The sequence below is a fragment of the Ruegeria sp. AL1 genome, from assembly GCF_056540905.1.
Genome location: NZ_JBQFXP010000003.1, coordinates 119,281 through 133,206 on the forward strand (window position 1 = coordinate 119,281; position 13,926 = coordinate 133,206).

Annotated in this window: 10 protein-coding genes and 2 pseudogenes; 10 read left to right on the forward strand and 2 right to left on the reverse strand. The window is 54.2% G+C overall.

The features are described from left to right. The first annotated feature begins 125 nt into the window (after positions 1-125). The 5 genes and pseudogenes from ACRZ9X_RS06025 to ACRZ9X_RS06045 all read left to right on the forward strand — a co-directional run. A complete protein-coding gene (locus tag ACRZ9X_RS06025; protein WP_480516823.1) occupies positions 126-1,700 on the forward strand; it encodes an arylsulfatase in 1,575 nt (524 codons plus the stop codon). Between the two features lie 438 nt (positions 1,701-2,138). Further along, positions 2,139-2,765, forward strand: coding sequence for a sulfatase-like hydrolase/transferase (locus ACRZ9X_RS06030; protein ID WP_480516825.1), 627 nt, complete (start codon positions 2,139-2,141; stop codon positions 2,763-2,765). A gap of 12 nt (positions 2,766-2,777) precedes the next feature. After that, positions 2,778-2,900: pseudogene (locus tag ACRZ9X_RS06035) on the forward strand (hypothetical protein); the annotation flags it as partial. A gap of 24 nt (positions 2,901-2,924) precedes the next feature. Next, a complete protein-coding gene (locus ACRZ9X_RS06040) occupies positions 2,925-3,092 on the forward strand; it encodes a hypothetical protein (RefSeq protein ID WP_480516827.1) in 168 nt (55 codons plus the stop codon). A gap of 152 nt (positions 3,093-3,244) precedes the next feature. Further along, positions 3,245-3,514 (forward strand): annotated as a pseudogene (locus tag ACRZ9X_RS06045) (integrase core domain-containing protein); the annotation flags it as partial. On the opposite strand, the gene ACRZ9X_RS06050 reads toward ACRZ9X_RS06045, so the two are convergent. Next, entirely contained in the window at positions 3,511-4,734 is a 1,224-nt protein-coding gene (locus ACRZ9X_RS06050; RefSeq protein WP_480516829.1) for a tetratricopeptide repeat protein, read from the reverse strand. The pseudogene ACRZ9X_RS06045 and the gene ACRZ9X_RS06050 overlap by 4 nt on opposite strands. Positions 4,735-5,043: 309 nt before the next feature. On the opposite strand from ACRZ9X_RS06050, the gene ACRZ9X_RS06055 reads away from it, so the two are divergent. The 5 genes from ACRZ9X_RS06055 to ACRZ9X_RS06075 all read left to right on the forward strand — a co-directional run bounded on the left by ACRZ9X_RS06055 (position 5,044) and on the right by ACRZ9X_RS06075 (position 10,004). Then, a complete protein-coding gene (locus ACRZ9X_RS06055; RefSeq protein WP_480516831.1) occupies positions 5,044-5,214 on the forward strand; it encodes a hypothetical protein in 171 nt (56 codons plus the stop codon). A gap of 24 nt (positions 5,215-5,238) precedes the next feature. Further along, positions 5,239-6,879 carry a sulfatase-like hydrolase/transferase gene (locus ACRZ9X_RS06060; RefSeq protein WP_480516833.1) on the forward strand — a complete coding sequence of 547 codons (1,641 nt, stop codon included), beginning with the start codon at positions 5,239-5,241 and terminating at the stop codon, positions 6,877-6,879. A 66-nt stretch (positions 6,880-6,945) separates the two neighbouring features. Beyond that, positions 6,946-7,692, forward strand: coding sequence for a hypothetical protein (locus tag ACRZ9X_RS06065; RefSeq protein WP_480516835.1), 747 nt, complete (start codon positions 6,946-6,948; stop codon positions 7,690-7,692). Between the two features lie 25 nt (positions 7,693-7,717). Continuing rightward, positions 7,718-8,533 carry an outer membrane protein gene (locus ACRZ9X_RS06070; protein WP_480516837.1) on the forward strand — a complete coding sequence of 272 codons (816 nt, stop codon included), beginning with the start codon at positions 7,718-7,720 and terminating at the stop codon, positions 8,531-8,533. 544 nt (positions 8,534-9,077) lie between these two features. Further along, positions 9,078-10,004, forward strand: coding sequence for a peptidoglycan-binding domain-containing protein (locus ACRZ9X_RS06075; protein ID WP_480516839.1), 927 nt, complete (start codon positions 9,078-9,080; stop codon positions 10,002-10,004). On the opposite strand, the gene ACRZ9X_RS06080 is transcribed toward ACRZ9X_RS06075, so the two are convergent. After that, on the reverse strand, positions 10,001-13,699 hold the full coding sequence (locus tag ACRZ9X_RS06080) for a hypothetical protein (RefSeq protein WP_480516841.1): 3,699 nt from the start codon (positions 13,697-13,699) through the stop codon (positions 10,001-10,003). The genes ACRZ9X_RS06075 and ACRZ9X_RS06080 overlap by 4 nt on opposite strands. Between the last annotated feature and the right edge of the window lie 227 nt (positions 13,700-13,926).

The following is a 13,926-nucleotide window of genomic DNA, read 5'->3' on the forward strand; positions in this document are numbered from 1 at the left end:
ATTTCAATTTTTGTGTTTTAGTTTTCACAATATGAAATGATGGTAAAGCTCTGTTGCGGCACGAAAGTCTCAGTCGCTATCCCTGATGGACCCTTCGATTTCGTCTTACGTCCACAGAGGTACCTATGTTCATTCTTCGATCTATTGCGGCTTCCGCCACGCTGGCGACGGCAACAGTCTGTGCCATGCCGGTTCTGGCCGAAACCGACCAACCCAATATCCTTGTCATCATGGCCGACGACGTCGGCTGGGCCAGCCTTGGCAGCTATCATCAGGGCGTGAAAAGCATCCAAACCCCCAATCTTGATCAGTTGGCCGCCGACGGTATGCGTCTAACGGATTACTATGCGCAACCGAGCTGCACTGCCGGTCGATCGGCCTTCATCACTGGACAATTGCCGGTCCGTACCGGAATGCACACGGTTGGCCTGCCGGGAGATCCTGAAAAAGGTCTGAGCGAGGATGATCCGACCCTGGCCAATATGCTGAAGTCGCTGGGCTACACGACCGGTCAATTCGGCAAGAACCATCTGGGGGATATGAATAAATTCCTCCCGACGGTGAAAGGCTTTGATGAATATTGGGGCTGGCTCTATCATCTGAACGCGATGGAATACACATCCGACCCGGATTGGCCGACGGATCAGAATTTCAACGATACATTTGGCCCTCGGAACATCATTCATGCCTATGCTACGGATACTGTCGATGAAACTGTGGACCCACGCTGGGGTCTGGTTGGCAAGCAACGCATCATCGACGATGGCCCGGCCCCGCCCGAACGCCAAAAGACGCTGGACGACGAGGTGACAGCCCACACGCTGGACTTCATCAACCGCGCAGTCGACAGCGATACGCCGTTCTTTGTCTGGATGGCACCGGCGCGCGCGCATGTCTGGACCCATCTAAGCCCCGAATACGAGGCCATGCTGGGCGACGGGCGCGGCTTGCAGGATGTCGTGATGAAAGAGCTGGACGACAACGTGGGCAAAGTCATGGCCCGGCTGGACGAGTTGGGCGTCTCGGACAATACGATTGTCGTCTTTACGTCTGACAACGGTCCCGAAACCATGACCTGGCCCGATGGTGGAACAACCCCGTTCCATGGCGAGAAAGGCACAACCTGGGAAGGTGGCTTCCGCGTCCCTGCCATCATTCGCTGGCCCGGAAAAGTCCCGGCCGGAACCGTGAGTAACGGTATTTTTGCCGGTCTTGACTGGATGCCCACCCTTGTTGCCGCGGCCGGAGGGCCTGACGATCTGACCGAATCATTGCTGGCGGGCTACGAAGGCTATCGGGTGCATCTGGATGGATACAATCAACTGTCATTCCTGACCGGTGAGGGCGACAGTAACCGAGACGAGATTATCTACTACGAAGGTCCGGACCTGCAAGCTGTACGCCATGGTGACTGGAAAGCACATTTCACGATCCAATCCGAAGGGTGGGCGGGCCCCAAAGAGGAACTGAACGCACCCCTGTTGTTCAACCTGCGTCGCGATCCCTACGAAAAAGCGGCCGAGGAATCTGGGATGTATACACGGTGGATGGGCAACAAGATGTGGGCATTTGGCCCGGCGGCCAAAATCGTCCAGAACCACCTGTCTACCTTAAAGGACTATCCTCCACGGGGTTCGGACGTCACCAACCAAAGTCATGTTGAAGAACAAATCTCGACCGAAGGCGGAATGTCGCAGTAGAAGTCAATTCTCGGGAGGCATCAATCCTTGCCTCCCGATCCTAACAAGAACTCGCGGGAAACACCTGCCGACAAAGGACCGCTTATGCAGCAAGATTGTCATTTGGACCCAGCGCAGCATTCTTAGGTTTGGGCTCAGCGCTGACCTTGGAGCAAACGCAGTAAAAGCCCCTGCCCTGTTTAGAATGACATACCAAACGGCCCAAACCGGTCACTCGCTTTGCACCTCAATTGCTGCAGTCGCAGCCCGCATTTCGGACATTCGCTGCGTTCGCGAGACCGCGCAATTTCCAAAGCGAAACTCGCGGGACTTTGCTGCCGTTGGTCAATAGCATTCAAAAAGCTGCTCTCGGCACCTAAGCGGAACTTCGGCAATTCTACCGAGCCTAAGAAAACGACCTACGTTTGAGCCAGAAATGTTTCAGTTACAGGTCTCCCTTTGCCCCCCGTCATCGACGATGGCCCAGCCCCGCCTGAGCGGCAAAAGACGCTGGACGACGAGGTAACAGCCCACACGCTGGACTTCATCGACCGCGCAGTCGATGGCGATCTGCCTTTCTTTGTCTGGATGGCACCGGCGCGGGCGCATGTCTGGACCCATCTGAGCCCGGAATACGAAGCCATGCTGGGCGAAGGGCGCGGTTTGCAGGATGTCGTGATGAAAGAACTGGACGACAACGTGGGCAAAGTCATGGCCCGGCTTGACGAACTGGGCGTCTCGGACAACACGATTGTCGTCTTTACATCTGACAACGGCCCCGAAACCATGACCTGGCCCGATGGTGGAACAACCCCGTTCCATGGCGAGAAAGGCACAACCTGGGAAGGTGGCTTCCGCGTCCCCGCCATCATTCGCTGGCCCGGAAAAGTCCCGGCCGGAACCGTGAGTAACGGTATTTTTGCCGGTCTTGACTGGATGCCCACCCTTGTTGCCGCCGGAGGACCCGAGGATCTGACCGGATCATTGCTGGAGGGTTACGAGGGCTATCAGGTGCATCTGGATGGGTACAACCAACTGCCTTTCCTGACTGGCGAGGGCGAGAGCAACCGGGATGAGATCATCTAATACGAAGGCCCCGACCTGCAAGCTATCCGCCATGGGGACTGGAAAGCACATTTCACGATCCAAACCGAAGGGTGGGCTGGCCCCAAGGAGGAACTGAACGTCCCCCTCCTGTTCAATCTACGTCGCGATCCCTACGAAAAAGCGGCCGAAGAGTCGGGTATGTATACACGGTGGATGGGCAACAAGATGTGGGCATTTGGTCCTGCTGCCAAGATCGTCCCAAACCACCTGTCTAAGTTCAAAAACTATCCTCCACGGGGTTCGGACGTAACCAACCAAAGCTATGTTGAAGAACAGATCTCGACCGAAGGCGGGGTGGCACAATAGAAATCAACTCACGGGAGGCACCAATCCTTGCCTACCGATCCTTACAAGTGCTTGCGGGAATCACCTGCTGACGAAGATCCGCTTATGCACCATATTGTTATTTGGGCCCACCGCAGCATCGGGCAAAGTGGGCTCTTCAGTCTTATTCGCCGTTAACCAAGCCAAACCATCCGTGGACCAATGGCCAGGTTGAGCGCATGAACCGCACGATCAAGGACGCAACCGTCAAACGATACCACTATGAAAGCCACGATCAGCTTCGCACACATCTGGTCGACTTCCGTGATGCGTACAACTTCGCTCGTCGCCTCAAGACGCTCTCTGGTCTCACGCCCTACGAATACATCTGCAAAATCTGGACATCAGAACCAGATCGATTCATCCTAAGTCCCATCCACCAGATGCCGGGACTGAACACCTAACCCTTTGGTTGCCAACCGGCTTGTTCCATAGCTTCTCCGAGGTCTTTCCCATATTCCGGTTCTACGAACAATCTTTGAAATAGCAGATCTACGCGACTCTCGGGCCAATCGCGCGAGAGCTTACCCACGAGGGCCTGTGCCGCAATTTCGTTGCCCAGCATTTGATGAGCTGCCATCAGATAAGCAAGGGACACAGGGCCGACGGGGCCGCCTTTTTCGGTCACCTTCTCAAAGGCGGATATAGCGCCTTCGAAATCCTTCAGATGGAATTTCGCAGCGCCCATCGCGTTCTGAAACACATAACCTCGATCCAGATCTATTTTTGATAGTGCCTCTTCGCTGATCGCCACAACTTGTTCAAACGAACACGAATAGAGCAGGATTAGCGACACGAACTCCAACACATGGACTTCGTTTGGTGCCAAACGCTGTGCCCTGTTCGCAAGCTCGATAGCTTGTGGCCAATTTCCTTTCACAAATTCAACCCAGGCTTTTGCAGATTGGCTCCACCCCGTTTCGGGTGCCAATTCAATCGCCCTGCTGGCCTCTGCGTCCGCGTAGCGCAGCATGTCCCCGGACGGGTCAGCGTCCGGTGTCACCAGAGCTATCATCGCTGCAACCTGCGCGGCCCCTGCATGACCTCCGAAATAGCTGTCGTCGTTTTCGATTGCACCCTTGAATATGGTCAAAGCTGCGTCCAGGCGCGAGGGCTCCAGGGCTGGAAAGATCAAGTCGCGGCCCGAGTGGGCCAGGTTCACGGCCTGAAGTCGCATGGGGGATGCATCAAATATGGCGTTGCGCTCATCTAGGCTTAGGCCATCAACTGACAAGCTGACCGGAGTTTCACGCTTTATCGATATCAGTGTGATGGCCGCAGCGCCGCAGAGGAGAACGAAAACTCCTGCAATCCCAATGACCGGGCGAGGCCAGACGCCCGGCTTGGTTTTTGGTTCAGGCAGCTCAGGCGACCTGAATGATATCTCCGGCGCATAACCTCCCTTTGGCAGATCGAAAACAGTGCCTTCGTCGCGCCCATCTTTGGCATAGTATTCACCCAGCTTGCGACGTAGACGACCAGCGTCCACCCGCACCACGTTTTCACGACGTTCCATCTCGGACAAAGTTCCGCCGTAGACATCCATGGCGATGGTTTTGGCGCGGATGTCATCGGCCCTGCCGTTGAGCGTTTCCTCAACCACATAGACAAGAAAGTCCTGCAATCGCTGTGACCCCGCGAAAGTCGAAGACTTGACAAGCCGCTGAAGGGCAGCCCGCACATCGTTGGCGGCGGGATCGCTGCCCTCATTCAAATGGGGTGATTTGCTTTTGGATAATTCCATATTTTCCGCAAGTTACGTCGATGATTATACCGTATTATGCCCCGGTAAACCTTTTGTGAGAAGTGAATTCGATGAACAATTCGGGAAACTGTTAATCCATCGAACGAGCTATCGAATTTGGAAGGCTACAGTCTTGATACCCTGTTTCCTGAGCATCAAGCCGCGATTGCGGACCTACGACGGGCGGACATGGTATTCGATGAGATCTGCCGGGACTATCAGCTTCTCAGCGACGAGTATCTCACCATGAACTCTGCTCCGGGAAGCCAATCATACCAGTTTGCCTGCGACGTTCGCGAAACCCTTGATGGTCTTCGGGATGAAATCGCCCATTCGTTGCGACGCGCAGGAGAGATGTAGTTCAAAGATGGGGAAGGGATACCAATGAGATCAATTTTGAAAACCGCCTCGGCCATGGTGCTGATGGCAGGCGCGAGCTATGCTCAGGACGCGCCTATCATTCATGATGGAGAATTCGAGTTTCTCCGCGCGCAGTTTGGCGAGCAATGGGACGCTCAGGATACGGAAATCGAAGCGAAGCTTACAGAGATCCGTGATGCCAATGGCGGCAAGCCACCCAATATCCTCTATATCCTGATCGACGACGTGAGCTTCGGTCAGATGGGCAACCGCACGATGAACTACGTCACAGGTTTCGATACGCCCAACATCAACGACTTTGCCACGGAAGGCTTGTCTTTGATGAGAATGTACACTGAGCCGTCCTGCACACCGACACGAACAGCGATGCTCACCGGTCGTCATCCCGTGCGCGCGGGTGTCGAAGAGGTCAAGGTTGCGCTGGTTGGCGAAGGTCTTGCGTCTGAGGAGGTCACGATTGCCGAAATCCTGAAGGAAGAAGGGTACAACACTGCACATGTCGGCAAATGGCATCAGGGCGATATTGAACAATCCTACCCTCATAATCAGGGGTTTGATTGGGCCGCCTTTCCATTGCATCAGCAGGTTCAGCTTAGTCTCATGACACGGGATGCGATGGTTGCCAACAACATGCTTGGATACCATGCGTCGGGCCAATCCAACCAATTTCAGTTGGATGAGCGGTTCAAACCCTATGGCCTGGTAACGGGTGTTGAAGGGGAAGCGGGCGGCCTTGCGCGCGAAGTCGACATAGCGCCGGGCGAGGAATGGACACAGGCGAAATACGAAGAAATGAACCTACGCTATCAGCGTCAGGCATTGGAACAGCTGGAGCAGCTGGCCTCGCAGGACGCCCCGTTCTTCATGCAATACTGGCCGCTTTATCCGCTGAACTTTGCCTACCCCGATGAGGCCGTTTCCCGCAACGGGGGGTTCCATGCCGACAAATTGCAGGTTCTGGACGGCTGGATTGGTGAGGTTCTGGCCAAGCTTGATGAGACCGGCAAGGCAGACAGCACCGTCGTCATGATCATGGCTGACAATGGCTTGATGTATCACTACGAGGGGACATCTGGCCTGAACCAGCTGATTTATCGCGGCGGCAAGACCCAGCACCTGGAAGGCGGCGTGCGTACGGATGCCTTTGTCCGGTGGCCCGGAGTAATCGAGCCAGGAAGCGCGGCAGGCGATATCGTGCATGTCTCAGATCTGTTCACCACCTTTGCACGGATCGCAGGCGCGACTGACCGTATTCCGCGCGACCGGGTGATCGACGGGATTGACCAGACAGCACTGCTGCTCGAAGGCGAAGGCAATTCGCGCCGTGACTACGTTTATGTGTACGAAGGGCCGGTCTTGCGCTCTGTAGTCAAGCAGGAGTTCAAAATGCACCTGCCTGCGCCCGGCCAGCCCGGCGCGGCGGCTCCAGTGTTCAATGTCTACCGCGATCCACGTGAAGAACATCCCCTTGTCGGGTATTCGCTGTGGTCCGGAGCGTCCTTCCAGGACATGGTCAAGCGCCACCAGAAAACCATTGCCAAACACCCGCATCTGCCACTTGGAAAGGGTGTTCCGTATGAAGGGATCGAAAACCTTCGCCCGGAAAGCGAACTGACCAGAGAAGTCTTTTCCAGCTGGCAATAACAAATCTGGGACGGTGGTGGCAAAGCCACCGTCTCATCAATCGCACGAAGTCTTTTCAGGTACACGATGGCCCGCCACTTCGCTATCCAATCAATCCTGACGTCCGTGTTGCTGATGGCGGGGTTCGCTGCCGGAGCAGAGGAAAACGCGTCAAACCCCTTGGCTGCGGTCAACAATACGGACATTCGCTACCAGTACTTTGATCTAGAAGGCGGGGTAGACCGTCAGGATGCGTTCATCGATGGCGCATATGTGTTGCGCCCTGATCTGAAGCTAAAGTACGAACTCCACTACAATTCGACAAACGCGACTGGCCAGCGGTTCAACGGGTTTGAAAAAACCAGCTTCAAACTGATCTATTTTCCGTCGCAGAAGCCTTTGAATAACACTTGGACCGTCAAATCCGCGCTCGGGCTGGAATGGATCCTGGACTTTGGCGACCCCGATGAAGGCGTCGGTACCCGGTCCGATCAGATCGCCCCGTTCGGCGGTTTCGCCTTTGCAAACACTAACACCGGGCTGACGTTGATCCCTCTGGTTCAACATTTCGCGTCCTACAATGGCCCGACCGATGTCAGCCAAACCGCTATGCGCCTGATTGCGCTTCAACCGTTTGGCGATGGGTATTGGGCCAAAGCGGATATCAAAGCGCCCTATGATTGGGAAAACGATGCCTGGCCCGCGACTGCCGAGCTTCAGATCGGCAAAAATCTCAGCCCCGGTATCGCCCTCTACGCAGATGTGCTGATCGGGATTGGTGCTGATCGACCCTATGACCAAGGAGCCGGGATCGGCCTCAGATTCAACTACTAGGTCTTTTTAACTAGAGGAAACCGCCATGCCCCACCCCTCATCTCTCAGCGCCATGGCGCTTGCGACAAGCCTTCTAACGCTGCCTTTGATTGCATCTGCTCAATCGCTGCCCACGCCGGATCAGGACGAAACCGGCTGGCGTCATGGTGTTGCGTTCTATCTGTTCACACCCTTGCGAACCACAGGCACATCCACCGTGGCCGGACAATCCGCCGACCTGGATCTGGACCTTGGTGACGTACTGGATGTGCTCGATTTCGCGGCGGCAGGTCGATATGAAGCATGGCGAGGGGATTTTGGCATAATTCTCGATGCCAATTACGTCGGTATAGAACAAGATACAACTTTGCCCGGCCCTCTGGGTGCCGGGATTAACGTCGATGTTCGTCAAGAATGGTTTGGTCTTCTGGCGGCTTATCGGGTCGCAGATGCTGTATATGGTGCGAAAAACTTGCGTTACGCAGTCGATATCCAAGGCGGCCTCAGATACAATTCCATCCGTCAGGAAATCGACATAACCACTCCAGGTCTGGGAAATCCACCTGTATTAGGCGGTGATCAGGATTGGATAGAACCTGTCCTTGGCGTGCGCGGAATGTGGCGGCTGAGCCCCAAATGGACTGGGATTGCTTCTCTGGAACTTGGCGGGTTTGGAGCTGGCGGAAACGACTTGCAGATCGGTGCGAATGTAGGATTTGACTACCAGCCTTGGGAGAAAACGGCACTTACATTTGGTTATCGCTATTTCAGCGTCGACTACAGCGACACATTGAATTCCAGCGACTTTGCTTACGACGTCGATCAGCATGGCCCGTACTTTGGCCTAAAGTACTTCTTCTAGTTGGAAGACACGAAATCGAACTGCCCAAAAAGGCATTTCGATTTGAATGTGATGCTTGGACAACTAAACCGAGACAGACCCAACTCTGGTGCGATCGTGCCCGTCGGTAAGGCAATCAGCAAGTTGGGAGGCACCCTGACTCACAAACAACTTCGCCAACAACTAAGACGGGAAACCCGCCATTCGCACAGAGTGCAACATCGGTCATTCTGGGCTCATTGCTGACCTCGATGTCGGCGCAGCATCCACGAACTCGTGCCGACATGGCATAGCAAGGACGGCCCATATCGGACTCCCGACACCTTGCTGGAATGCTGCAACCGCAGCCCGCATTGTCGACATTCGCCGCAAAGGCGATATAATAGCCTCGCACAATTGCAGATCTGGCCAGCAAAAGTAGTGAGCTAGCACCCTCAAGCGGGCTGTTTGGAAGTAAAGTCCGTTCCACACGCTCCATGAGGCGCAATCAAATTATTGAATTACATTTCTTGTCGTGCTCATTTTGGTGGCAATTATTCACGCTATTTTCTTTGTGGGGTCCGGCATGTTCGCACGCATTAGAACACTCTCAGTATCGGCAATTTTACCTGTGATTGCGTGTTTTCCACTTTACGCGCAAAATGGCGCAGACGGAATACTGATTGCTGCCAGAACGATCTATGAAAGTGCTGCGTCCAAGGATGAAGTGGATCGCAGGGCTGAATATTCAAGCGTTAGGCAACTGCTTGATCTGGTGCTGGAACAACACCCGGGTTCAGATGCCGCGCTTGGGATAATGCTCGAAGAAACCGTTGCGGGTATCGATGTGGCCGAATTGAACAGCGTCCTGGCAACACACGCGCAATCAGATGAATCCGCCTCACCGGCGGCAAGTGCTGGTGCCGAAACGACGACTGCCGAACAATCGGTTACAGTTGAAGCAGCTCTTGTTCCTGTGCGGCCCGAGAAGGAAGTGGTCAAGGACATTCAGACCGAGTTGAACCGTATGGGGTGTTCAGCGGGTACAGCCGATGGAGTTGCCGGGCGGAAAACGCGCTCCGCTTTTGAGGACTTCATCTTCTATTCGGGAACCGCGCTTTCGCTGGAGGACCTAGCGACTGAGGCCGCTGTCTTGGCGTTGCAGGGAACCCTCGATCCGGTTTGTACGTCGAGATGGCTAGCTGCGAACGCGCCTGACAAATTGGCTGGAACCTGGGGCTACCGAGCGGACTGCAAGATCCTTTTTGGGAAGGAACGTATAACCGGTACAATGCGCCTTGGAATGAATGCGCCTGGAAGATATCAGGGACCAATCAGCAACTCGCTGGGTGAGAATGGCACGATCTACGCCACCGTATCTGGCAACGCCGTGAACACCCAAATCAACTGGCCTCGGCAGAAGACGACTTCACAACTCTATACCTCGACGCGATCAACAAGTCTGAGCGGCAAGGACTCCAACAATTGTGATGTCGTGGCCTGGCGGAACTAGAAATCTACGATTTCTTTTCGGACCATTTCGAAACCTTGGCGCGTGGTCCGAAAACAGCTCCTGTGTGTAATGCCATCTTTGCCGGACAGTGACATCAGAGCCTCTCCAAATGGCGTTACGTCCTTCAACCATGCGCGGTAGGTCACTTGCCATTCACAATCGGACCCAACAACATTCCTGATATCAAGCACCCTTAAGTCATCAACGACACCGGTCATGGCAGTCGCAATGCCGTCAGAAAAGTGATTGAGATGAAGTAAAAAGCGTTCTGGTTCGGTCTCCTTAACTAACACATTGCCATAGCCACGTTCGATTCCAGGCTCAGTGTAGATCTTTCCGTCACCCAAGGCTTGAAAGACTTTGAGACTCTTGGCTTCAAAGGGTGTGCCAGGAAAGGGAGTTATGTTTCGATACGCTAGGTCCATGTCATCGGGTTTTCCAACAAAGCCCTCCAAGATTTTTGTTATTGCTTCCTGCCCCAGGCCTTCGGCAATGTAGACACGGGACTCAGGAACCATTTCCGTATACTCATCTGGCGGTGCATCGGATATGATCCGTTCGACAGACCTCTTCGTAAACACGGGCCCAGAAAGACCTGCAGCGTCTACGCTATAGTTGGCAACAGTCCATACTGTTTCGTCCGGTGAAATGATAACAAGCCGCAACTGATCGAACAGGCAAAGCCCTTGGTCCCGTTCCCTTCCGTTTTGATCCGGGCCGCGTTGAAGATCACAAGAGTATTCTAACCGCAGGCTGCCCGCCTCTGACGCTTTAGCAAATTCCCGGTGCCTTTCCATTGGAACGTGAAGCCTTACGACACCAGGGTGCCCGATGTAGCCTCCAACGACAAATCTACCATCCCAGAAATTGTTGAGATTGTATCGCGCTTCAAATTCACCGGCATGGAATGGGAATGGAAGTTGGCAAATTGCGCCATTTCCAAACCCATCCCTGAGATAGATATCTGATGCAGCCAAAAAGCCGATGGAGCCGTTCAAATTGCCGAGGTCCCAATCGGAGTCAGCTATGCTTATCGCGATGCTTAGACATGCAACGAAGTATTCCCCCTGTTCGTCGTAGGGACCGATCGATATCGGGCGAAGGCCTGTATCGATGCGCAACTGCGAGTCTTGGAAATGTCCTTCATAGCTCTTTATTTCCGTTTCAAATTTCCGAACGCGGTCTTGCGTCGCCAAATCAGGGTTTGAATTGAATTTGGGTACGGTAACGTCTCTTTTTACGTCGAATGCCCGCAGAATGGCCGCGTATAGAGCCGGGCTCTTGGGTGCTATCCCCATGTCTAGCCGAAGTGTTGTTCCATCCGGGCTTGTAAGACCACCAATGTCCAAAGGGGTTCTTGCCTCCACCGGAGAACTCAATCCAGCGACGGACTCGGCAGCATTGCCCGCCACAACATGTGCAAATGCCTCGAGGTCCACACATTTCATGAAGACGCCTTCGTGATTATCAACGAGGCAATCTCCCAGGTCGTCGGGACCCTGCCAAACGACCACGCTCTCTCCCGGAGGAGCCAGTCGCACATTATCATAGATGGGCGAACCATCGCGCCAATATCTGCTCAGAATCCAGGTTTCACGGACGGTTTGTGTTCGTTTGAATGCAGCAGCTTGGCCACCGCCCACGGATATTTCTTCCACAAATCCGGCGCCACGTGTTAAGAAACTGTCCTTCGGCCAACCATTATTGGCGATGATTTCGGCCAGGCTAACATTGTCCAGCTCTGACTGGCTCATGATCGCTGCGGTGATCGCGAACCAGCCATTGCGCGCGCGAAATACACGAGCGCTCGCGCCAAGTCGTTGCGCAACCGAAATGGCATCTTGCTGGGATTGTTTAGATGCAACTTGCACCCATTGCGAACCGTGCGGCGCGGCATACGAGCCAGAACTCTGAATGTCCCCTTCAATCGGCCCCTCATAATAGGCTAGGCTATCTTCCGCCTCGGAGAATGGGAAATCTGGCCCAGCTGTGGAAACGCTCCATGATTCTAGATTGTTGTTTCGGAAATAGTGGGCGCTCGGCCCCGCGCCTGCCACGTCGTTGAAGATCACTGTGACGTCATCTACGCCCCGGATAAGCGCTATGCAGTTGCCATTTGGATCGTCGGCTCGATGAACCGAGCCATGCCTGTTTAGACGAAGCGGCATCTCTGAGTTGGCTGCGAGCAACATCGTCGTCCCGCGATCTGCCCCCTCTAACTTGGTAAGTGTGATATCAAAGGGCAAAGTATTTCGAAGCCGCATCGAAACGGAAATGTTTCCGCCCTCGATCGTGAAAGGACCGGTTTCGCAGCTAACCCTAGAGGCTGCTGTACTCACCTGTGAAGCTTTGACCGAAGCTGAAACGCTATTCGAGGCTTGCGATCGAATAGTTGCATCCAAATCGGCCAGATCAGTAATTCCAAGCATGATATTGGCGGCGCGCGCGGGCGCGTCCTGTCCAAGGTTGGCGATAACCAAGAGCGCATCCACAGCGTTGAAAGGCGGAATGTTACTTTCTGCTCCCGCCTGACGGATATATCCGATGAAGCGTTCAGCGCCATCTCGATTACCCCTGTAGACCTCCACAAGGGCACTGAAGCCGTGGCTGAACACAGCTGCAACCGCCTTGGCGTCGTCCTTGCCCACTATCGCTGCAGCGGTGCTCTCCAGTCCGGTAAGTGCTTGCCTTACCGCCACTGCCGTTCTGGGGCTATCGGGGAGGTTAACAAATATCCATGCGGCCGTTTGAATGCGCAAGGTCGTATCGATCAACGCCTTTTCCTGAACGCGGTTCAGGGCATTTGTCGCAACAATAATATCGCGAACGTCCTTCACACGGTTGAAGATCATGCCAACTATTACGCTCGGATCTTTTTGCGCCTTCGTCAAATCCCAGCCTTCCTTGAAGGCGGCATCGAGACCCGCTCGTAGCATGTTTTCAAGCTCAGGTGACATTTCAGGCCAGGGAACCGTCATGACAACGTCCGTGAAAACTGATGCCGCAACCTCCTGGAGTTTGGACTCAGCAACATCCAGCGCCAATTGACCGGAAAACACAGAGGCAGCGTCTGCGAGCGAGCCATCTTTGGCCATCGCGGACACAACATCCATATACTGCTTTGGGTCGATGATGGCCTTCCCGGCAACCTCAGCGCCTTTGTTTACATAGACCGCAATCATATAGGCGATCCGCAATTGCGCGGCCTCGGCAGAATCGTCAGCAATGGTGGCCGGGTCGAATTGGAGTGCATTGATCGTTTCAGGATAATGGCTTTGAAGAAACGCCAGAATTGTCTTCAGATCTGAAGCAACTGTGGGAGCACTGGTTTGGGTCCCGTTATCAAAGGGCAAAGGTGGCAAGCGCGACAAGTCTACGCCGCCCGGGGATCCGCCCGCCGCGATGAGCGTTGCGGGAGCTGATGCAGGATAGTCAGACTGAATTTTCTGAAACAGGCGTGCCACTTCCGCAAAATCTGTTGCGGCTTCATCCTCACTCTTGGCGGCCGCTTCATGAAAGAGCATGATCGCCTCAACAAACATTTGATCCGGAGTGGGTTCGTGGCTGTAGGTCGACTGGTCCTGTGCATGCCCTTCCGAAAACAAAAAAAAGCTGGTCAGAACTCCGTAGAGAGCGCACCTGACGAAGCCAGGTAGAAAGGATTCAGACACATGGATCCATCCAATTAAAACCATTTCTTCCCCCCAATTCTCAATTCAAAGAAATGCAGTTTTATGCAATTGAGGCTACGCGCTTAGTGACGTGATATTCAATAGCAGTCGTAGCGGCGGCGATCTGAGGCACGTTCGCGAAAAGGAAGGTGTTGTCTTGTGTGACGTCTTTCGCGCGTGTTAAATGCATGGCCATTGCGATTTGGGACTATGCGAACCGCTCCGCTTTGAAGGTCCGCTTTGGCGGTATC

Coding starts and splice junctions, on each gene's coding strand:
- ACRZ9X_RS06040 (WP_480516827.1), top strand. CDS start 2,925: ATGTATACACGGTGGATGGGCAACAAGATGTGGGCATTTGGTCCTGCT.
- ACRZ9X_RS06025 (WP_480516823.1), top strand. CDS start 126: ATGTTCATTCTTCGATCTATTGCGGCTTCCGCCACGCTGGCGACGGCA.
- ACRZ9X_RS06060 (WP_480516833.1), top strand. CDS start 5,239: ATGAGATCAATTTTGAAAACCGCCTCGGCCATGGTGCTGATGGCAGGC.
- ACRZ9X_RS06080 (WP_480516841.1), bottom strand. CDS start 13,699: ATGGTTTTAATTGGATGGATCCATGTGTCTGAATCCTTTCTACCTGGC.
- ACRZ9X_RS06070 (WP_480516837.1), top strand. CDS start 7,718: ATGCCCCACCCCTCATCTCTCAGCGCCATGGCGCTTGCGACAAGCCTT.
- ACRZ9X_RS06075 (WP_480516839.1), top strand. CDS start 9,078: ATGTTCGCACGCATTAGAACACTCTCAGTATCGGCAATTTTACCTGTG.
- ACRZ9X_RS06055 (WP_480516831.1), top strand. CDS start 5,044: ATGGTATTCGATGAGATCTGCCGGGACTATCAGCTTCTCAGCGACGAG.
- ACRZ9X_RS06065 (WP_480516835.1), top strand. CDS start 6,946: ATGGCCCGCCACTTCGCTATCCAATCAATCCTGACGTCCGTGTTGCTG.